General features: G+C 48.8%; 19 protein-coding genes. 9 read left to right on the plus strand and 10 right to left on the minus strand.

Annotated features, from left to right (window positions below):
• Positions 1-272: 272 nt before the first annotated feature.
• Positions 273-1,250: a CobW family GTP-binding protein gene (locus BZJ21_RS13300; RefSeq protein WP_077670023.1), complete on the plus strand. Its 978-nt coding sequence runs from the start codon at positions 273-275 to the stop codon at positions 1,248-1,250.
• A 74-nt stretch (positions 1,251-1,324) separates the two neighbouring features.
• On the opposite strand, the gene BZJ21_RS13305 is transcribed toward BZJ21_RS13300, so the two are convergent.
• On the minus strand, positions 1,325-2,473 hold the full coding sequence (locus BZJ21_RS13305) for a fatty acid desaturase (RefSeq protein ID WP_077576955.1): 1,149 nt from the start codon (positions 2,471-2,473) through the stop codon (positions 1,325-1,327).
• Between the two features lie 287 nt (positions 2,474-2,760).
• Here BZJ21_RS13305 and BZJ21_RS13310 point away from each other — a divergent pair, with 287 nt between their 5' ends.
• From BZJ21_RS13310 to BZJ21_RS13320, 3 genes are all read left to right on the plus strand, one after another.
• Positions 2,761-4,347: a hypothetical protein gene (locus tag BZJ21_RS13310; RefSeq protein WP_077670024.1), complete on the plus strand. Its 1,587-nt coding sequence runs from the start codon at positions 2,761-2,763 to the stop codon at positions 4,345-4,347.
• 119 nt (positions 4,348-4,466) lie between these two features.
• Positions 4,467-5,468, plus strand: coding sequence for a response regulator (locus tag BZJ21_RS13315; RefSeq protein WP_077670025.1), 1,002 nt, complete (start codon positions 4,467-4,469; stop codon positions 5,466-5,468).
• Between the two features lie 4 nt (positions 5,469-5,472).
• Positions 5,473-5,922 (plus strand): PAS domain-containing protein, encoded by a 450-nt coding sequence (locus BZJ21_RS13320; RefSeq protein ID WP_021023812.1) that lies wholly within the window; start codon positions 5,473-5,475, stop codon positions 5,920-5,922.
• 92 nt (positions 5,923-6,014) lie between these two features.
• Here the strand turns inward: BZJ21_RS13320 and BZJ21_RS13325 are convergent, their stop codons facing one another.
• Positions 6,015-7,544, minus strand: coding sequence for a sensor domain-containing diguanylate cyclase (locus BZJ21_RS13325; protein WP_077670026.1), 1,530 nt, complete (start codon positions 7,542-7,544; stop codon positions 6,015-6,017).
• Between the two features lie 158 nt (positions 7,545-7,702).
• The gene (locus BZJ21_RS13330) at positions 7,703-8,503 is read right to left on the minus strand and encodes a M48 family metallopeptidase (RefSeq protein WP_077670027.1); all 801 of its coding nucleotides are present in this window, start codon (positions 8,501-8,503) and stop codon (positions 7,703-7,705) included.
• 193 nt (positions 8,504-8,696) lie between these two features.
• Between BZJ21_RS13330 and BZJ21_RS13335 the strand changes: the two genes are divergently transcribed.
• Positions 8,697-9,128, plus strand: coding sequence for a hotdog fold thioesterase (locus tag BZJ21_RS13335; RefSeq protein WP_025744795.1), 432 nt, complete (start codon positions 8,697-8,699; stop codon positions 9,126-9,128).
• 63 nt (positions 9,129-9,191) lie between these two features.
• On the opposite strand, the gene BZJ21_RS13340 is transcribed toward BZJ21_RS13335, so the two are convergent.
• The 4 genes from BZJ21_RS13340 to BZJ21_RS13350 all read right to left on the minus strand — a co-directional run bounded on the left by BZJ21_RS13340 (position 9,192) and on the right by BZJ21_RS13350 (position 11,719).
• The gene (locus tag BZJ21_RS13340) at positions 9,192-9,986 is read right to left on the minus strand and encodes a DUF2797 domain-containing protein (protein ID WP_077670034.1); all 795 of its coding nucleotides are present in this window, start codon (positions 9,984-9,986) and stop codon (positions 9,192-9,194) included.
• 132 nt (positions 9,987-10,118) lie between these two features.
• Positions 10,119-10,436 carry a hypothetical protein gene (locus BZJ21_RS13345; RefSeq protein WP_077670028.1) on the minus strand — a complete coding sequence of 106 codons (318 nt, stop codon included), beginning with the start codon at positions 10,434-10,436 and terminating at the stop codon, positions 10,119-10,121.
• A 95-nt stretch (positions 10,437-10,531) separates the two neighbouring features.
• Complete coding sequence (locus BZJ21_RS16335; RefSeq protein WP_158075535.1) at positions 10,532-10,675, minus strand: hypothetical protein; 144 nt, start codon at positions 10,673-10,675, stop codon at positions 10,532-10,534.
• Between the two features lie 120 nt (positions 10,676-10,795).
• Positions 10,796-11,719 carry an endonuclease/exonuclease/phosphatase family protein gene (locus tag BZJ21_RS13350; protein WP_158075536.1) on the minus strand — a complete coding sequence of 308 codons (924 nt, stop codon included), beginning with the start codon at positions 11,717-11,719 and terminating at the stop codon, positions 10,796-10,798.
• Between the two features lie 284 nt (positions 11,720-12,003).
• On the opposite strand from BZJ21_RS13350, the gene nrdD reads away from it, so the two are divergent.
• From nrdD to BZJ21_RS13370, 4 genes are all read left to right on the plus strand, one after another.
• The gene (gene nrdD / locus BZJ21_RS13355) at positions 12,004-14,145 is read left to right on the plus strand and encodes an anaerobic ribonucleoside-triphosphate reductase (RefSeq protein WP_077670030.1); all 2,142 of its coding nucleotides are present in this window, start codon (positions 12,004-12,006) and stop codon (positions 14,143-14,145) included.
• A 10-nt stretch (positions 14,146-14,155) separates the two neighbouring features.
• Positions 14,156-14,653, plus strand: coding sequence for an anaerobic ribonucleoside-triphosphate reductase-activating protein (gene nrdG, locus BZJ21_RS13360; RefSeq protein ID WP_077670031.1), 498 nt, complete (start codon positions 14,156-14,158; stop codon positions 14,651-14,653).
• Between the two features lie 74 nt (positions 14,654-14,727).
• Positions 14,728-15,912 (plus strand): amino acid aminotransferase, encoded by a 1,185-nt coding sequence (locus BZJ21_RS13365; RefSeq protein ID WP_077670032.1) that lies wholly within the window; start codon positions 14,728-14,730, stop codon positions 15,910-15,912.
• Positions 15,913-16,082: 170 nt separating this feature from the next.
• Positions 16,083-18,074 carry a methyl-accepting chemotaxis protein gene (locus BZJ21_RS13370; RefSeq protein ID WP_077670033.1) on the plus strand — a complete coding sequence of 664 codons (1,992 nt, stop codon included), beginning with the start codon at positions 16,083-16,085 and terminating at the stop codon, positions 18,072-18,074.
• 110 nt (positions 18,075-18,184) lie between these two features.
• On the opposite strand, the gene BZJ21_RS13375 is transcribed toward BZJ21_RS13370, so the two are convergent.
• From BZJ21_RS13375 to ylqF, 3 genes are all read right to left on the minus strand, one after another.
• Positions 18,185-18,460: a type II toxin-antitoxin system RelE/ParE family toxin gene (locus BZJ21_RS13375; RefSeq protein WP_021023860.1), complete on the minus strand. Its 276-nt coding sequence runs from the start codon at positions 18,458-18,460 to the stop codon at positions 18,185-18,187.
• Entirely contained in the window at positions 18,460-18,720 is a 261-nt protein-coding gene (locus BZJ21_RS13380) for a CopG family ribbon-helix-helix protein (protein WP_021023859.1), read from the minus strand. Before BZJ21_RS13380 ends, BZJ21_RS13375 begins: the two co-directional genes overlap by 1 nt.
• A gap of 84 nt (positions 18,721-18,804) precedes the next feature.
• Complete coding sequence (gene ylqF, locus BZJ21_RS13385) at positions 18,805-19,749, minus strand: ribosome biogenesis GTPase YlqF (RefSeq protein ID WP_025744796.1); 945 nt, start codon at positions 19,747-19,749, stop codon at positions 18,805-18,807.
• Positions 19,750-19,822: the final 73 nt, after the last annotated feature.

Here is a 19,822-nt window from a genome sequence, read left to right on the forward strand (position 1 = left end):
GCGTTAGGTATTCAGGCTGGGAACCAGCCTAAAGAGGCAGCTTAGGCTTTCTTTTTGAAACTCCTTCAAAACGCGCAGCGTTTAGTGGGAGTTGTTCATCAAGCTTTTATCAGCAATGATCACCACGTTCAGTGAGTGCATGATATTTCATCACTTTCTGTGTAATTGATTGGATGGGAAATGGGGCTTTTCAGTGCATGATTACCAATAGGCGACGACTTTTTCGCGATCCGTTACACTACGTCAATGCAGATAACGAGCAGGATAAAGCAATGAGTCACGTAGCAGCCAACATCATCACTGGCTTTCTTGGAGTGGGCAAAACGACTGCCATTCGTCATTTGCTGGCGAATAAACCTGAGCAAGAGCGCTGGGCGGTATTGGTCAATGAGTTTGGTGAAGTGGGTGTCGATGGTGCGATCCTCTCTGAGCAAGGTGCGCTGGTGAAGGAAGTGCCGGGGGGATGCATGTGCTGTGTCGCTGGGTTGCCTATGACGGTAGGCTTGAATACGCTATTAGCGCAAAAGCCGGATCGAATTTTAATTGAGCCGACAGGGCTGGGTCATCCTAAGGATATTATCGGTAAGCTTACCCAGCCGCCTTTCGATACCCATTTGTCGCTACGCGCGACGATGACCTTGGTGGACCCGCGTTGCATTGACGATGTGCGTTATCGTGAAAATCAGAATTTTCACGATCAAATCGCGTTAGCGGATGTGGTGGTCGCCAACAAGCTCGATCAGTGTACTGAAGGGCAAATCGCAACGTTTTATGATTATGTCGCGGCGTTTGATGGCAAGAAAAGCTTGGTGACTGGCGTTGAACACGGCGCGCTCGAGACGGCATGGCTTTCGCTACCTCGGCAAGATCGCAAAGCGCATTATCACCATCATCACAGCAATGCTGAGCCGATGACCACGCTTGCGTTGGGTCCAGATGACATTTTTACCCGCAAAGAAAATCAGGGGCAGGGCTATGTCAGTTGTGGTTGGTTATTTGCCGCGCACTGTTGTTTTCCCTTTGATGCCTTGTATGGGTTATTTAGCAATCTCAATGCTCAGCGAATCAAGGCGGTGGTAAACACCGAAGAGGGATTTTTTGCGTTTAACGTTGCCAATCAGGTTGTCACCGTCACACCCATGTCGATTGAAACGGCAGAGTCACGGATTGAGGTGATTGATATCCAACCCTTACCGTGGGATGAGTTAGAAACCATCTTGCTTTCGTTTCTCGAGCCGCCGGCCGAATAAATCACGCCGTTATAGAAAATGACAATAAAACCGGTCAGTATCACTGACCGGTTTTTATCGACGTTGACGTTGGGTTAGCTGGCGTATTTCGCTGTGAGTACTTGCCAGCTGCGTTTTTGTTGATGAAAACGCAGTTTCAAATCTTGATATTGCTGACTTAACTCGGCCTTTTCTACTTTTTCGCGGAATTTATCGCGTTCAAGTGCCAGTAATTGTTTTTTGAGCGTGTAGTAATCAGCCATCTTCGCCACCAAGGTATCGTATTCTTGTTGTAGAATTTGCAAGCGATGCGCGGCATTGGGCTTATTGCTTAGCTTTTGCGTTGCACGCTGAAGCTGCATTGTCGCCCGTGCTTTTTCTATCTTTTCTTCCGGCGTAACACGCAGCTTTTCAGCCAACCCAAGCCAAGAGGCCGTTTTAATTAACCACTTCGTTGGATCAAATTGCCACCAGCGAATGCCGTTGCGGTAATCATTCTCAAAGATGTGATGGAAATTATGGTACCCCTCACCAAAGGTCATAAAGGCTAAAACACCATTATCGCGGGCTGTATTCTTCTCGGTGTACGGTTGACTTCCCCATACGTGGGCCAAGGAGTTAATGAAAAACGTTGTATGGTGGCTGAGCACTAATCGTGTGAAGCCGACCAGTAAAATGGCTCCCCACACATCGCCGTGAATCACGCCAAACGCGATAGGAAAACCAAAGTTGGTTGCCAGTGTCAGGGCCAAGTAGTGCTTGTGCTGCCACATCACGATCTTGTCTTTTTGCAAGTCACGACAATTGCTGTAATCACCATAACGGTCGGGATGATATTCACGTAACATCCAGCCTAGGTGCGAGAACCAAAAGCCGCGTTTCGCCGAGTAAGGGTCGACATCGTTGTCATCTACGTGACGATGGTGAATACGGTGATCGGATGACCAATGAAGGGCACTGTTTTGGAGTGCAAACGCGCCCCCAATGGCAAAAATAAACCGCAAGACCGGATGGGCTTGATAAGTTTTATGGGCCCATAAGCGGTGATAGCCTGCCGTTATCGACAGCCCACAAAAACTAAAGGCGACAATCAGTGCGGTGATCTGCATCCAATCGAAACCATGGTGCCAAGCCCAAAGCGGGGTGCCAATGACCGCGATGAAAAACGTGAGCGTAAATACGCTGATATTTAGCCAAATCAAACGTGGTTTTTGCGGCGGTGAGGTTGTTGTTTTGGTTTCCATAACTCTTATCTTTATTTAAGCGTACACTTGTACGCTAGAATAGATGGGGGTCATCAATTGGTCAAGGCCTCGTCATCCCCTTTGTGCGCAAAATTGTTTCTGGGTTTGTCATCGAAAGATTAATGCTTGAAATGGCTATACTTAGGTAAACAGGGGAAAGCGTAGGGAGGATGCCATGGCCTATTCGCTCGTTGGCGTTGTTGGTTTGACGCTTTTTTGATTTTTATAGTTTTGAGGATGTGTGCCGATATGTATACGTGTTCCTTATTCACGAAAGGTTAGGAAGTATGATGTCCTATCCGGCCATACCGCACTTTGTGAAGGCGATGGGCCACCGTGTGGTGAGTTACATCTTGAATGTCACAGAGGCCGAAGGCCGCTTAATTTTAATGCAGAAACTCGGACTAAGCCGGATCCAGCGAGACACGCTGAACCAGTATATCGAGCTGTGCCGTCAGCTACGGGTATCCGCGGTTGACCAGGGAGAGAGTGAACAATCTTTTTTTTATCGCCTCCCCCATGTGATGCAAAATGGTCGTCATGTCTTTAATGTGTGGCGGGCACAACAAGGGGGAGAGCTCGCCACGCGGATCACCACCGCCGACCCCTTGACCAGTGCATTTTGCCAACTGGCCGGTGAGTTGTATCCCTTGTTTCTGATTAAGGCGGGACAACGCCCGCACCTTTTTTATCGGGGAGCAGGTTACCTGACCGCAGCTATTGAGCAATTCCCTATTAGTAAGTTGGTGCAAAAGCGGATGGCGGCCGATCCTGCCTTATCAAGATTATTCACCACCACTGGCAAAGAGCCACAACAAACGTGTGGTGACTATAAAGATGCCACCGGACATCGCGGCATGGTGAGTTTAGCCAGTCTCCCTGTCTCCATTTTGGTCAATAGTTATGACTTAATGCGGATACGTGGCGTGGTCAGTGCTGACCGTTTCGTGACTACCGTCCAAGAGATGTTAGACATGGCACGCAGCCTTGCCGATGGTGAGGTCGCGCATATTCCCATGTTTGTAGGATTTCGTAATGCGGCGCTCACGAATTTGGCCGAACTCGATACCAAATGGGGCAGTGTACGGCGCTACACCCCGGGTATTGCTGAATATGTCTTACAAGCGGCGGGGCTGATGGCGAAGCGCCGGAATAATGGCTTTATGTTAGAGTCTGGCTACGCATTTGCGATCAACTTTGGCGACTTTCTTGAAGACGATGATTGGCCCGAGGAGGTTCTGGATGCCGAGGGCGAGCAGCAAACTACCGAGCTGAATATCATTTTATGCATGGCGCTTTGTTATCTTGGCCAACATAAGGCATTTGTCGCGCCAGAGTGGGTGTGGCGTATTGATCCCTTTTCATTGGACAACCGACGACAAGATTTTAGCACCGTAGCGGAAACCAGCGATCCTGTGGCAATTGGTGATGAAGACTTAGTGGATATTGAGCGTTGTAGCATGCTGGTGGATGATACCGATTCCAGCGGGATTCGATTGGCCATGTCTCGCCTCTATGCGGCAGCAAAAAAACCGGTCACACAAGATGCCTTAATGGATGTGATTATTGCGTTACGCAATATATTTGCTGCCAGTGAAGACATTGTCCCGATAAAAGCGGCGCTGACGCATATTATCGAGCAAGAGACGGACCTTGCTATGATTGATCAGCTTGCCGAGGATTGGCGTGCCTTGTTAACTGGGGAGTTTGATGACGATCCTGAGACCATCCGTGAAAAAGTCTATCAATGCGTCCAGCTGTGTTTAACCTGTTTACGTCATTTCTACGTGCATGCCCCGACGCTGATGACTCGCCCCGACCGGTTGAGCTATCTGTGCGAATACGATGTCACGCAATCAAACGAGAATCCTTAGCGATCTCAAATAATCTCAGTGATTTTTACGGGTTCGACCTCATACCTGGCGAACTTGGTTTATGCTTACAGTGATCACGCTGCCATACTCTCAGCTAAGAAGTCGAAAAGGAGAGGCTTTTGACCAAACAAATATTGATCACCGATGATTCTGCCCTGGCGCGCAAACAGCTATCTCGAACCTTGCCTCAAGACCTCGATGCTGACGTGCACTTTGCTGAAAACGGTAAAGTGGCACTCGACGTGCTCAACAGTCAGCCGATTGACATCATGTTTCTAGACTTGACCATGCCAGAATTAGACGGTTATCAAACGTTAGAGGCTATGCAAAAAGCGGGCATGACCACTCCGGTTGTGGTGGTGTCGGGTGATATCCAGCCATTAGCACAGCAGCAAGTGTTGGAGCGAGGCGCGAAAGACTTTGTTAAAAAGCCGATTAGTCGCGAGCGGGTCGATGCGTTAATCAAAGCCTATTTGCCTAATACATCCACTTTAGATACTCAGCGTGCGCAAACGTCGCACGAAAAACTGAGCCGTCGTGATATTTATATGGAAGTCGTGAACATTGCCATGGGCCAGGCGGCGGATAAACTCGCCCGGCACTGCGGTGTGTTTGTCCATATGCCTTTGCCGCAAGTAAATGTGTTTGAGGTGACTGAATTAACCATGACGATTCGCCATCTGGCCCAGTCCAACACCATGAATGGAGTGTGCCAAGGCTTTAGTGGTGAAGGGATCGCTGGTGAAGCGCTGATGTTGATCAGTGACTCGAGTATTACGGAAATGATCCAACTGCTCGACTACCCAGACGACGGATCGGTGGATAATGAATTAGAGCTCCTTGTGGATGTGAGCAACATTTTAATCAGCGCTTTTCTCCGCGGACTGGGCGATCAGGCGGCGTTAGAGTTTTCGCAAAGCTATCCGGCCTTACTTGGACAACATGCTGACGTTGACCAATTAATCTCGGCGATGAAGGGATCATGGAAGCGAACAGTGACCATCGAGGTCAGTTATCAGATTGATGGTACTCAAATAAAATGCGATCTTCTATTGCTGTTGTTGGATGAATCACTGCCGCTACTGGATGCCAAGTTAGCGTACCTGATGGATGAGGAGTAATGGAATGAGCACACAAGATTTTGATCAATTCCATTGGATGCTAGATATGGTGCAGCATATCGATATGGGATTAATCGTACTCGATCGCGATTTTCACATCCAAATGTGGAACGGATTTATGATCCACCATAGCGGTAAACATGCGAAAGATGTACAAGGTCGTTCGCTGTTCGACGTGTTTCCCGAGATCAATGCGTCCTGGTTTCGCGCCAAGTCTCAGCCGGTTTTCGAATTACGGTGTCGCAGTTTCATTGTTTGGCAACAGCGACCTTATTTGTTTCGCTGCCGTCATGTGCGCCCGATTACCGGACAGTTACCGTTTATGTACCAAAATATCACCATGCATCCGATGGCCAATACGCGTGGTGAAGTGAATCATATGTTTATTTCGATTCAAGATGTGACCAATGAGGCATTAGCAAGTCAAAGCCCTAAAGCTATAGCGTCATCATAGAGTAAGTACTGCGCGTCATCATAGCGAAATTACTGGTTGCGACTCGATTTTTTAGATAAGCCTTATTTGTGTTTTTGAGGTGGAGCGAGCTTTTAAGGGCAAATCGTGTCTCGTTTGGGATCGCAGTACGCAAAAATGCCGCCGTTTAATGTCCTTTTCGCATAATACATGGCGGCGTCCGAGCAACTTAATAACGACTCAAACGATTCACCATGTTCAGGGTAACAGGCAATACCTATGCTCGCTGAGAGTGTGACTTCTTGATTGTTATTGACATGAAAGGGCTGGCTTAAACCGGCAATTATTTTTTCAGCCACGCGCCCCGCGTCATCTGGATGGCTGGTGTATTCGAGCAATACGGCAAATTCATCGCCACCAAGGCGAGCAAGCGTATCAGAATTGCGAATACTACTACTCATGCGTTTTGTGGTTTCCACGAGTACGCTGTCACCTGCGTCATGGCCGTAGGTATCGTTAATTGCTTTAAAGCCGTCTAAATCAATAAAAAGTAAAGAAAAGTGCGCACCTTGCTGCCGAGCTTGGACCAGTGCTTGGTCGGCGCGTTGTTTGAATGCCATTCGATTGAGGGCACCTGTTAAGGTATCTGTATGGGCCATGTGTTCAAACTGCAGGTACAAACGCTTGGTTTCGTTAATATCTTGGTGTGTACCAACCATCCGGACTGGATTATGGCTCCGATCCCACTCCATCACCTTGCCTTTCGATAATATCCAGACCCAGAAACCCTCTTTATGCAGCATTCTGAACTCACATTCATAGTTTGGCGTTAAGTCACCAAAGGCTGAATGTATTTTCTCTTGAGCATGGACATAGTCTTCGCTGTGACAGAGTGACTTCCATGTTTCTATCGTGATCGGAGAAAGCGCTTTTTGGCTGTATCCGATGATTTCGGCCCAGCGATCATTCACTACCAGCTGACCACTCGGGACGTGCCACTCCCACGTGCCTACATGTGTACCACGGATAATTTCATCGAGACGACCACGTTCAAGTTGTAACTCATATTCGGTGCGGCGTTTTTTGCGTAATACCAGCCACATCGTGGTCAACATCACACCGAGAAAGATAATAACCAGTGAAGTCGCAATCAGTTGGTGGTCTGTGCGTTTTTCAAGCTGTTGAGTTTGTTCATCAACCATGTGCTCTAGACGATTTTGGTAATGCCACAAGGATTCTTGTGTGGCGCGAAATTCACTGATGTCGGTGACGATAGAAAAAAGCACTGGACTGCCGCGATAAGAAACCGGAACCGATGAGACTTTAACGGTACGGGTTGAGCCATCGGCTAACTGGTGACGGAACACAAAATAACGACGTTTTTCTAATGCTGCCAGCTTTCGTTCTTCTGCAACCGATTGAGGGGATAAATCGTTAATCTCTTTGATGTTCATTTGCGCCAGCGTATCACGCGAATACCCATAAAATTCGCTGGCAGCTGTGTTAGCAGCAAGAATATCGCCTTTATCAGGATCGATTAGCATCATGACCAGTGCATGTTTTTCAAACATCTGATCAAATAAATCTGCATGGGGTTGTGACGTTGCTAACGTAAACGGCGCCCATAGCATGCAAATCAAAAAGATGAAAGACTGCTTAATCACACAGAATCACTACCCACTAAAACCTAGGCTAAGCGTAACACAAAGGTTAATGATTTGTGTGACAAGGGTAGGGGTTACTGTGCTTCATCGATTATCAGTCACGATAGATAGTGCCTTTGTGAGTGAATTCACTTTGTTAATACAATGTTTGCATATGATTAGTTTGTACGCGGGCGTTGGCACTGGGCTGTCATACGGTGAGGGACGTTAGGCAAGCGAGACACACCTGACTCGAGTGCTTTTATGCGAGTGTTGGGAGACGGATGCGTCGAGAGCAGTTCGGGTGGCGCGCCATCAGACGCTTTGGCCATATTGCGCCATAGGTCGACACTGGCACTCGGATTGAAACCGGCTTGATGCATCAGCTGTAGGCCAATTTTATCCGATTCTGATTCTTGCGCGCGGTTATAGGGCAGCAAAATACCGACTTGCACACCAAGTCCTAAGCCTGCCATTGCCATGGCGGCATGAGGGCTATCTGATAGAGACATACCGGTAACCGTTAGGCCCAGTGCGGCAAGTTGAGAGCGAGAAAGACGTTCATTACTATGATCGGCTAACACATGACCAATTTCATGACCAATAACCGCTGCTAATTGATCGGGCGTCTCTGCGACATTGAGTAGGCCGGTATAGACGCCTACTTTTCCGCCTGGTAAAGCAAACGCATTCACTTGCTCACTGTCGAACACCACCACTTCCCATTCGGAAAAATTTGATTGAGGCGGAACCACTTTTAAAATCGCTTGGGTCACGCACTGTACGTACGTATTCACGGCTTTGTCCTGACTGATTGGCTGGGATTGCTTCATTTCCTCAAATGAACGCTGGCCGAGGTCAGCCATTTGATTGCCAGAAAAGAGCAAAAGCTGATTCCGGCCTGTGGGTGAATTTGAGCAGGCTGTAAGTGTGAGAATGAAGCAGATAGACAGAATGACTGTGTGGGCCGTGCGTCGCATGATTGTTTCCTGTATCGTTTTACCTAACATGGGCGTGACCGAAGCATGCCGTGAACGGCGCTCAGTTAGTACAGGTAATGTACTGTCTTATCGCCCCGGCGTCTACGGTGCTGCTTTCTTCGTGTTGCGCTAGTCGACGTTGATCATCAGGGCAACCGTTAGCGGTTATTGAATGAATAATAGGTGAGACATGGTGAGCATTTGGAAAAAAGACATGTCGCTCGCGGGGCTAAATGCCTCATCGGCGAATACCTTGGTTGAGCATTTAGGGATTATTTATACGGCGTTTGATGACAACAGCTTAACAGGCACCATGCCGGTTGCCGCGCATACGCATCAACCGCTGGGCATGTTGCACGGCGGTGCGTCGGTGGTGTTGGCTGAAACTTTGGGATCACTCGCCGCTAATATGTGTGTGCCTGAAGGGAAATACTGCGTCGGCCTCGATATTAACGCCAATCATTTACGCGCGATGCGACAAGGCACAGTGACGGGGGTCGCACGCCCGATTCATCTTGGAGCAACCACGCAAGTTTGGAGTATTACCCTCCAAGATGAACGCGGCCGCGATATATGCGTGAGCCGTCTTACGATGGCGGTGCTGACTGATAAAGCACACCGATAAAAGCAGACGCCGTGCAAGTCTGTGGGTAGCCTTGCACGGTTATAGGGGAACCCCAAGTGTCAGTTACTCGTGCGAAGCCGTGACTTCATAGCTGGTAAATTTACGCACATTGATCACGCCAGTATCGAAAATCAAATATTGGCCCTTTATGCCTTTCAATATACCGCTTACGTGCGGATTTTTATCAAAGTTGTGGGAGCTTATCTTGGTTGGATGCTCAGTGACAGGGTAACTAAATGTCAGAGCGCCTTGCTCAGCCGGCACAATGGCATCTTGACCAAATTGTAAACGGATATCAGCAAGATCGGATGCAATGGCCTGGGTGAGGCGTTCCGCTTCTGTTTGTAAATCAAGTACGTCGTTGTCCCCCTTGAGAATCGCACGCCAGTTAGTCTTGTCGGCAACGTGTTTAGCGATTGCCACCTCAACGAGGCCAGATACATGGCGGGTTTTCACACGGAAGATTGGCAGAGCCTGCGTTGCGCCTTGATCATGCCAGCGGGTTGGCATTTGGTTCGCGCGTGTGATCCCGACTTTTAGCCCAGACGTGTTGGCGAGATACACGATGTGGTCGGTCATGCAAAACTGCTCGCCCCATTCAGGCTCCCGGCATGTCCCTTGTGCATAATGACAGGTTTCAGGCTTCATAATACACATGTCACAGCGCGCTAGCTTCTTCATGCAGGGATAACAGTGACCTTGTGAATAGCTTTTTTTGGTTTTTCGACCACACGCATCACAAAAGATATTGCCAGTGTGTGTCAGGGTGAGCGTGCGGCCCAGTAGGGGGTTAAGGTGTAGTTCTTGCTCACCGACACGGAGAAAATACTGCACGGATGCGCCTGCTTCGGTGCGCATTTTATTTAAGGTTCCAATCACAACATTGCTCTTATCGTTATAAAGTGCAGAAGTGTAACAAAGGAAAGCCTAAAGCGTTAGGTAGGTCGACGCTGGGACGCACTCGTACCTACCTCTCTTATCATTTCATGCTTATCCGAGCCGATTCTCAAAGCGTTTTTGATTGTCAGTAGTGAACTCACGGTAGAGGGTCACCGACACGATCAATACCTCTTTGTGGGTATCTTCACTGACTTGGTTAATCACAAAGTAGTCAGCTTCTTCTTCTTTGACACCACGCTCAACAAGACGAAGTACATCGTCTTGAATATTGCCCTCGATCTCGACATTCGCTGTTTTTTCGAAGTCACCAAAATCAAGGGTTGATTTGGCTATCAGTTCGGGGGCCGCAAGGGCTTGAAAAGATAGAAAAGAGGCGCATAACAGCACCACAGAGAGAGCTTTTTTCATAATATATCGACACGTCGGTGGATTTGCTGACAACGTAACAAGGGTAGGATAAGGCGTTGTCAGCGTGACGTTAAATTAACGCTGAGGCAATCAGATTAGCGTGTGGCGTCTTCAATATCATCACTAAAGACATCATTGTGGCCCGCTATGTTGGGGCGATGATGCGTCGATGTATCATCAAGATAATCGGCTAGCAGGTCATCATCTGTTGGGATAACCTGATGCTGTAAACTGTTCATTTTTTCTCCTTGAGTGATCGTTAACCCATCACATATAGCAAGGCTAACGGTTCACTGTGTCAATACCATGACATTCCTAGCGGCATTACGACCTTCTCAACCTTTTGCGATTGGGTCAATCTATTTCGACGCCGACTCAATGTCGAAGCGCGCAACAATCGGGCAATGATCGCTGAGTCGATATGTCATTACTTTGTGATAGTCGAACTGATACTGAAAACTGTACTGCCATTGATTGGCAAGAGGCTCAGAAACCAAAACATGATCCACTAAGCGGCTGTACATCACCTGGTTCCAAGTTTGAGTGCGCCAATTGTAACGCCGTGCTTTACAGCGTGCTCGCACGTTTTTGGTGACGTTGACGATGTTGGGGGGATTGGCCTCGATTTCAAGGCGATGAGCGTTAAATGTATGCCAAAATGGATCATTATTTTCCCCGATGTAGCGATTAAAGTCGCCGGCAATGATAACGTTTTTATCATCACGATCCGCGAGCCATTCCGCGAGCGCTCTGAATTGTTGACTCAGTTTTTTACAGCTGCTTGTGCCTTGGCGTTGGTGAAAACATCCCGACTTGAGATGAACGGATAACACGTGAATAGGTGCATGGCCAGGAGGCGTGATCACCACATAGGCGCCATAACGCAAAGAAGGGGGGCCAAACAGTCCGGGTAAGGCAATCTCACGAAAATCTTTCCGATCGTCCACCTGCCAACCTTTGCGCACGGCGATGCCAGTCAGCTGCTGACTGTGAGAAGAGGATTTGAGTGCGGCGTAACGGTCGGAAAAATAATAGTTATATTTTTCTTTTGGTACCACACGGGCTAACGCCTCAGGGCTATCGACCTCCTGAAATGCCAACACGTCTGGAGAGATCTGCGCCAATATGGCCGCGAGTTGTAGGTAATCCTCTTCATGGCGAATACCAGCCCGTTGATCGGCCTTTAAGGTTAGCCATTCAAAATTCCATGTTGCTACCGTGAGTGCATAGCTTGGGGCAACATATAGCCCTAGCAGCACCCACAGTCCGACGCGTCGAAGCACGATTGCCCCTTACCTTAATCATTTGCTTTTCACCGTGATCCTACTGCAAATATTCAACGTGTAGGTGAGTTCGCGATCAAATTGCGGACAAGGTTTGATTTTCGCTAACAATTGCAACAATACAGATCAGCAAATTGGAGAACAGATAGGCGTTTGAACGGCCGACTTTGGTTATTCGAAAGTTCGATGATCTGAGTCAACACAATCGATCCCGCATTTGCTATCTAATGCCACATCTTGTGTTTATGATGTTTTTATAATCCTATATATGGTGTGGAGGGCATATGCCAGCGGTAATTAAGCGCGACGGAACACGCGTCCCATTTGATGCAGATCGTATCGTTCAGGCGGTGACGTGTGCGCGAGAATCAGCGCAGTCGCTGCGTGACGTTGAATCATGCCCATTGACTGATGAGACGATTCGTCGTTTAGCGGATACCATTGCGACGCAATTTGCTGGCGATGCCGAAGTAGATATCGATCACATCCAATATGCGGTAGAAGATGTGCTTATGGCTGGCCCGCATAAAGCGGTCGCGCGCGCGTACATTGAATACCGCCACGATAGAGACATTGCACGAGAGCGCCGAGGGCGATTGAATCATGAGGTACAAGGGTTGGTCGGTCAAACGAACACCGAGTTGCTGCATGAAAACGCCAACAAAGACAGCAAAGTTATTCCGACGCAACGCGATCTACTCGCGGGCATCGTGGCGAAGCATTACGCCAAACAGCACATGCTACCGAGCGCCGTTGTCCGCGCCCATGAATCAGGCGAAATTCATTACCACGATTTAGACTATGCGCCTTTCTTCCCCATGTTTAATTGCATGTTGATTGACTTAGCCGGCATGTTGCAAAAAGGCTTTAAAATGGGGAACGCAGAAATTGCCCCGCCTAAGTCGATTTCGACCGCCACAGCGGTGACGGCACAAATTATCGCGCAAGTGGCGAGTCATATATACGGTGGCACCACCATCAATCGTATTGATGAGGTGTTAGCGCCTTACGTTGAAGCAAGCTACCAAAAACATTTACTTGTGGCGCGAGAGTGGGCCATTGTTGAGCCCGAGGCATATGCGCGAGCAAGAACCGATAAAGAGTGCTTTGATGCGTTTCAATCGTTGGAGTATGAGGTAAACACCTTACATACGGCCAATGGGCAAACCCCGTTTGTTACGTTTGGGTTAGGGCTCGGTGAATCATGGTCTGCACGTGCGGTACAACGTGCTATTTTAGCCAACCGTATTGCCGGTTTGGGCGAAAATCGCAAAACCGCTGTGTTCCCTAAATTGGTATTTTGCATTCGCGAGGGCTTAAACCGACAGCCTGACGATCCGAACTATGACATCAAGCAACTTGCGCTTGAATGCGCCTCAAAACGAATGTATCCCGATATTCTCAATTATGACCAAGTTGTATCGGTCACCGGTTCGTTTAAAACCCCGATGGGTTGTCGAAGCTTCTTAAGTGACTATGAAGAAAACGGCGAATTGATCCATGAAGGGCGGAATAACTTGGGCGTGGTCAGTGTCAATTTACCCAGATTGGCGATTGAAGCAGAAGGGGATGAAGACGCCTTTTATGCGCGCCTCGATGCAACGTTAAATATTGCTCGTCAGGCACTCGATACTCGAATTGCGCGTTTTAAAGGGGTAAAAGCCCGCGTGGCGCCCATTTTATACATGGAAGGTGCATGTGGGATCCGCCTTAACCCAGATGATGAGGTCAGTGAGATTTTCAAACATGGCCGAGCATCGATTTCGCTAGGGTATATTGGCCTACACGAAACGATTAATGCCCTTTATGGCAGCACGCCGCATCTTTACGACAGCGTGGTCAAGCAAAAGAAAGCGAAAGCGATTGTCGCCTACTTGCATGATGCGACCGAACGCTGGAAAGAAGAAACAGGCTATGGCTTTAGTTTGTATAGCACCCCGAGTGAGAATCTCTGTAGTCGTTTTTGCCAGCTTGATACGCAAGCCTTTGGTGTGCTTGAAGGGGTGACGGATAAGGGCTATTACACCAACAGCTTTCACCTCGACGTGGAAAAACAAGTCACACCTTACGATAAAATCGATTTCGAAATGGACTATCCACGCTTAGCCAATGGTGGCTTTATTTGCTATGGCGAGTACCCCAACATCCAGCATAATTTAGAAGCGTTGGAGAACGTCTGGGATTATAGCTACGATCGCGTGCCGTACTATGGCACCAATACGCCGATCGATGAATGCTATGAATGTGGGTTTACCGGCGAATTTGATTGCACCAGCAAAGGCTTTACCTGCCCGGCATGTGGTAATCACGACCCAGCGCGCGTGTCGGTGACTCGTCGCGTCTGTGGCTATTTGGGTAGCCCGGATACACGTCCATTTAACCCAGGTAAGCAGCAAGAAGTGATCCGCCGCGTTAAACATATGTAGGGAGTATATCGTGCATTATCACCAGTATATCCCGGTCGATATTGTCAATGGGCCTGGCACGCGCTGCACTTTGTTTGTCTCAGGTTGTGAGCATCAATGTCGGGGCTGTTATAACAAAGCCACATGGCCGCTGAAAAGTGGCCACCTTTTCACTGAGGTGATTAAAGATCAGATCATTCGTGATCTTCTCGATACACGGATCCCGCGGCGCGGTTTATCGTTAAGTGGTGGCGATCCTTTGCATCCTGCTAACCTCGACAGTGTAAAAAAATTGTTACAAGAAGTGGTGTTAAGTGCCCCGGATAAAGACATTTGGTTGTGGACAGGCTACACGCTGGAACAATTATCCTCTGAGCAGCAAGAGGTGGTGGCGTTGATTGATGTGTTGATCGACGGCAAATTTATCCAAGCAGAGGCCGATCCAAACCTCGTATGGCGGGGGAGTGCCAACCAATGCGTACACTTTCTGTCCGAGCGTGCGCAACATCGACAAGAGAATCGCGGGTAAGAGGTTGCCAATTTTCCCGCATGGGGTAGGGTATAACGTATCTTGAGCATCCAGGCTTAAAAGGACGTATTACTATGTTAGATCTGCTCTCGCCTGCCCAGCAGGATCCCATTCTTTCTTTGTCACTGGCTTATCGTGACGATCCGCGTGAGCATAAAATGGACTTAGGCATTGGCGTTTATCGTGATAGTCATGGTCAAACGCCAATTATGCAAGCCGTTAAAGCGGCACAACAATCCCTCGCGCAAACTCAGCAAACGAAAGCCTATGTTGGCCTGGCCGGCAATGAAAACTTCAACCAAGCTATGGTCGATCTCTTACTCAAAGGGACGGACGCATATGACCGTTGTGCCGCCGTGCAAACACCAGGTGCAAGTGGGGCGCTGCGTATGCTGGCCGATCTGATGAATCTCGCGAAGCCGGTGACTACCGTATGGTTGACAGACCCCAGCTATGTGAATCACAAGCCGGTGATGGAAGCGGCAGGCCTGACGGTGAAATTCTATCCGTATTTTAATCGTGAGACCAAAATGGTGGATGCCGATGCCATGCTGAATGCCTTATCACAGGCGGGCGCCGACGATGTGGTATTGTTACACGGTTGTTGTCATAACCCCACAGGTGCTGATATAAGCCTGAAGGAATGGGAAGCGATCACAGAGCTTGCGAATCGCAACGGATTTACCCCCTTTGTCGATATTGCCTATCAAGGCTTTGGTGATGGGGTAGAAGAGGATGCTCGGGGTTTGCGTCTTTTAGCCGATAATGTTGAAGAGCTATTAATTGCGACATCTTGCTCCAAGAGTTTTGGTTTGTATAGAGAGCGTACAGGCGCGGCGATTGTGGTGGGTAAATCTGCCCAAGAAGCGCAGAATGCGAAAGGGCGCATCATGCAACTGGCGCGCAGCACCTATACCATGCCACCGGATCACGGTGCCGCCATTGTCGAAACCATTTTGACGGATGATGCGCTTACGCAGCAATGGCGCAATGAAATTAAAGCTATGAACACCCGCATTAATGCCTTACGAGAAGGCTTGACGTCAGCCCTTCGCGATCGCACAGGTGACTGTTATTTTGATTTTATCCAACACCATCGTGGCATGTTTTCCGTACTTGGTTTGACTGGTGAGCAGATCCATCAGTTGCGAGACAAACACGGCGTCTATGCGGTAGGAGATAGCCGGATCAACATTGCTGGCCTGGCAGAGCGACACATCGATAGGTTGGCCGATGCGCTGGTGGATGTGACGTCATAAACAGTGATAATCACATAAAGGCATTAGCATACGCCCGTCGTACCTCGGTACGACGGGTTTTTTATAACTGCGTACACATAATGTGATGTCCCCCCACGCTTTTTTTACAACACAAGATTTCGGTGTCTTATACTCATATCTCTAAGTTGTAAATAAAATAGGGAATGTTCATGCAACCGACTCGATCACCGTTTGCCACCATACAAGGTCGATACAGTATCGGATTGATCGTCTTTTTACTGATCGCGACGATCCTAACTGTTTTTAGCATACAGACATGGATTGCACCGACGCTAAAAAAAGAGGGAGAAGAAAGACTTAAGCTTAACCTGAATGAAGTGGGCCGCGATATTACCTTCGCCCTTCGTGAAGTAAAAGCGCAGCAGCGCGCCATTACGCAACTTATCCCAACCTTAACCAGCGCCCAAATCGATACCCAACTACCGCACCTTATTGATCAGTACGGCAACCCTCTGGTATTTGGAGGCGGTATATGGCCACTACCTAATAAACGCCTCGCGGGCGTTGATCGCGCCTCCACCTTTTATCACCGTGATGACAGCGGACAATTGGTCGACAATACTTACTGGAATAGCGACGAGGCCCCAAACTATTACACCCAACCTTGGCATCGTGCGGGTCAAAATGCGCCTCGGGGAGCATGCGTTTGGGCCAATGCTTATAAAGATGGTGCCAGCGCTCAGCCTCGTACCAATTGTGCTATGGGGATTTATCAGCAAGGCAGCTTATATGGTGTAGCAACCATTGATGTCACCCTTGGCTTTTTTAACCAACTGGTCGCGGAAAAGCAAAAAGCCTTAGATGCCAACATTGCCATTGTGGAATCCGATGGCAAGATCCTTAGCCAAAGCCGTGGTGGTTTCACGCGTGACGATGTACTTAAATCGGTCTCACGTTTCAACACGCCTTTTGCCAAGGCTATTGATACGGCTCTAAATCAACAGACGCAGCGTTTGATCTTTGAAGGTAAAGACCAGGAGCAAACTTTATTGCTGTCGCCAGTCTCTGGTACGCCATGGACGCTGGTCGTTGCCAAGCCAACCTCGGCACTCACGGCGCTGAGCGATAAAATTCTCACCACCCTTGCTTGGATCCAGTTACCTCTTATCGGCTTATTGCTCGTGGTCATGCTCATTGCCTTTAAGCGACTTCATGGCCGATTTGCGACATTTAAGCAAAATGTGGATAGCTTATCTTCAGGCGATGCGGATCTCACACTACGATTGCCGACAAAAGGTAATGATGAGCTGGATAGCATCTCTCATTCAGTGAATGACTTCATCGCGTACTTGCAAGACTTAGTACAGAAAGTGATGAGCGCAAATCAAACCTGTTCGAACTATGTTGAGCAAATCAGTCATGATGCTAGCCAAACCTTATCGACATTAGATGCCCATGTAAGAGAAACAGAAGGCGTTGCTACCGCGATTAATCAGCTAAGTGCCTCTGCTTCTGATGTCGCGGAAAACGTTAATCAAAGCCATGATGTCACGCGTCAGATGCAATCAGAAGCCCAGCAAGCGCGTGAAGAGACGCAGGCATCGACACGCAGTGTCTTAGCCCTCGTCGATAACGTGGAAACCAGTGAGCAAAAAGTCGCGCAAATGCGAGAGCATACTAAAGCAATTGAATCGATTCTCGGCGTGATTGGTGATATTGCAGAACAGACTAACTTACTGGCCTTGAATGCGGCGATTGAAGCGGCTCGGGCGGGCGACCAAGGACGCGGTTTTGCGGTTGTCGCGGATGAAGTGAGAAACCTCGCCTCGCGGACGCAACAGAGCACCGGTGAAGTCGATAAGATGTTGGCACAGGTCAGTGACGCTGTGACACAGGCTAGTCAATCCATGCAGGAGACGAGAGAGCAGTGTGTCTCATCTTCAGAGAGTAGCCAACAGGTTGAGCAGCGGATTGAAACCATGACCCAATCAGTGACGCAGGTTGACGAGCTAAGCACGCAAATCGCAACAGCCGCCACCGAGCAAAGCCAGGTCACTGAAGATATTAGTCAAACCATGACGTCTATCCGTGATATCGTCGCCAAGCTGCATCAACATGGGCAAACTACCGAGCAGCGAGCACATGATTTACAAGCGGCAAATACGGCGTTGCAACAATTAGTGGGGCAATTTAAAGTCTAGCTGCATCCTTGCCAAAGGGGCCGAATGCCCCTTTGGCATGAGACTGGTTGTCATGTCACTGGCTGTATTAACGCTTGTTTTTGAGGTAACGCTTACGACGGGCCTCTTTTTTAGCGTTTCTCTCGAGTATGCCAGATACGAAGCACATACATAGTATATTCTTGTATTTCATATCTCATCTCATAGCTGCCAACCAAGAACCTGCGAACTTCCCTGGGCTCAAAAGCATCAAGTCGCTCCCCCAGTCTTGGCTGATCTGACAATATGTTAGGCGCACTGGTCAATGAACGAATTATCTTTGCCGCAGCAGTGGCATCTGCGGGCGCAAGGAAGTCATAAAGTCGGTTTAAATCGGAAAGGGCTTTACTGGTCCACTTTATTTCCATTACCTTGGTATGTCCTTAGGAGACTCACTCCCTAAGCTTTCCGCCCAGGCCTGAACAGACTGATGATCAGTAACCCGATCATTGTCAACATCAGCCAACGCATCCAGTGTCAGTTTGTGACGCTCTTCTTCCATGACGACCCAATCCGTCAGAGCCTGTTTCACAACCCAAGCTTTAGAGCGCTCTAGACGTTGCGCTAATTCGTCAACTTTATCAGCTAGCTGTAAAGGAACATGTGCAGTGACAACCTTAGTATTCATGATGTACTCCTAATCACTGTGATTCAAAGTTAATCATAGTCAATCTTGTTGTACTTCACAATACGCGCCCCGTGTTGTTCGAAGTTAACGCTTATTTTTGAGGTAACGCTTACGACGAGCCTCTTTTTTAGCGGCTTTTTCTTCCTCTCGACGGGCGTTGTCTTCTTCAACCTGCACCAGCTCGGTTTCAATCATGTCCGGTTTCTCTAACGTGAGGCCACCTAGCGCACCGGCGCGTAAATCATGCAACAGCACTTCCGAGGCTTTGTGCAAGTCAACCCGCCCTCCCGCGCGCAGACAACCGCGCTTGGCACCAATCGCTTCCATCAACTCAATGTCTGTGTCGGGTAATACATCAAGCTGATAGCGTTCTTGTAGCCGCTCGGGGTAGGCACTCGCCAAGTACTCCACGGTATAAAAAGCCACTTCGTCGTAGTCCATTGCTGTATCTTTCACAGCGCCGGTTGCTGCGAGACGAAAACCGCTATGTGGGTTCTCAACCTTTGGCCATAAAATTCCCGGTGTATCAGAGAGCACCACGCCGTTTTGCAAGTTAATCCGTTGCTGCTGGCGCGTCACGGCGGGCTGGTTGCCTGTTTTTGCAATCACTCGACCAGCAAGGCTGTTAATGATGGTGGACTTGCCTACGTTAGGGATCCCCATGATCATCGAGCGAATATTTTTACCCATGGCTTCGCGATGAGGGGCCAGTGCGCGGCACCGCTCCATGATTCGATTGACTTCACTTTGCTGCTGCGTGGTGATCGCCATTGCAGAAACGCCTTGCTCTTGCTCCAAGTGGGCCATCCAAATATCTGTCATGGCCGGATCGGCAAGATCGCGTTTGTTCAGTACTTTGATCACTGGCTTGTCGCCACGCAGTGTGCGGATCAGAGGGTTTTCGCTACTAAAGGGGATGCGTGCGTCGAGCACTTCGATGATCACATCGATCTTAGGGACGACTTCTTCGATTTCCTTTCGAGCCTTGTGCATATGGCCCGGAAACCACTGGATCTTGTTGTTAACCATGTTTGTACAACCTTGCTGATGCGAATGCGCCAACGTCATACAAGTCAGTGGCGCGACAATGGCGCGCATCATA

Origin of the sequence: Salinivibrio costicola subsp. alcaliphilus, assembly GCF_001996185.1 — a bacterium.
Taxonomy (GTDB): Bacteria; Pseudomonadota; Gammaproteobacteria; order Enterobacterales; family Vibrionaceae; genus Salinivibrio; species Salinivibrio costicola.

Bases quoted from the DNA above. Each gene is read 5' to 3' on its own strand.
- BZJ21_RS13300 (WP_077670023.1), top strand. From the start codon at position 273: ATGAGTCACGTAGCAGCCAACATCATCACTGGCTTTCTTGGAGTGGGC.
- BZJ21_RS13305 (WP_077576955.1), bottom strand. From the start codon at position 2,473: ATGGAAACCAAAACAACAACCTCACCGCCGCAAAAACCACGTTTGATT.
- BZJ21_RS13310 (WP_077670024.1), top strand. From the start codon at position 2,761: ATGATGTCCTATCCGGCCATACCGCACTTTGTGAAGGCGATGGGCCAC.
- BZJ21_RS13320 (WP_021023812.1), top strand. From the start codon at position 5,473: ATGAGCACACAAGATTTTGATCAATTCCATTGGATGCTAGATATGGTG.
- BZJ21_RS13330 (WP_077670027.1), bottom strand. From the start codon at position 8,503: ATGCGACGCACGGCCCACACAGTCATTCTGTCTATCTGCTTCATTCTC.
- BZJ21_RS13340 (WP_077670034.1), bottom strand. From the start codon at position 9,986: ATGCGCACCGAAGCAGGCGCATCCGTGCAGTATTTTCTCCGTGTCGGT.
- BZJ21_RS13345 (WP_077670028.1), bottom strand. From the start codon at position 10,436: ATGAAAAAAGCTCTCTCTGTGGTGCTGTTATGCGCCTCTTTTCTATCT.
- BZJ21_RS16335 (WP_158075535.1), bottom strand. From the start codon at position 10,675: ATGAACAGTTTACAGCATCAGGTTATCCCAACAGATGATGACCTGCTA.
- nrdD (WP_077670030.1), top strand. From the start codon at position 12,004: ATGCCAGCGGTAATTAAGCGCGACGGAACACGCGTCCCATTTGATGCA.
- BZJ21_RS13365 (WP_077670032.1), top strand. From the start codon at position 14,728: ATGTTAGATCTGCTCTCGCCTGCCCAGCAGGATCCCATTCTTTCTTTG.
- BZJ21_RS13370 (WP_077670033.1), top strand. From the start codon at position 16,083: ATGCAACCGACTCGATCACCGTTTGCCACCATACAAGGTCGATACAGT.
- BZJ21_RS13375 (WP_021023860.1), bottom strand. From the start codon at position 18,460: ATGGAAATAAAGTGGACCAGTAAAGCCCTTTCCGATTTAAACCGACTT.
- BZJ21_RS13380 (WP_021023859.1), bottom strand. From the start codon at position 18,720: ATGAATACTAAGGTTGTCACTGCACATGTTCCTTTACAGCTAGCTGAT.
- ylqF (WP_025744796.1), bottom strand. From the start codon at position 19,749: ATGGTTAACAACAAGATCCAGTGGTTTCCGGGCCATATGCACAAGGCT.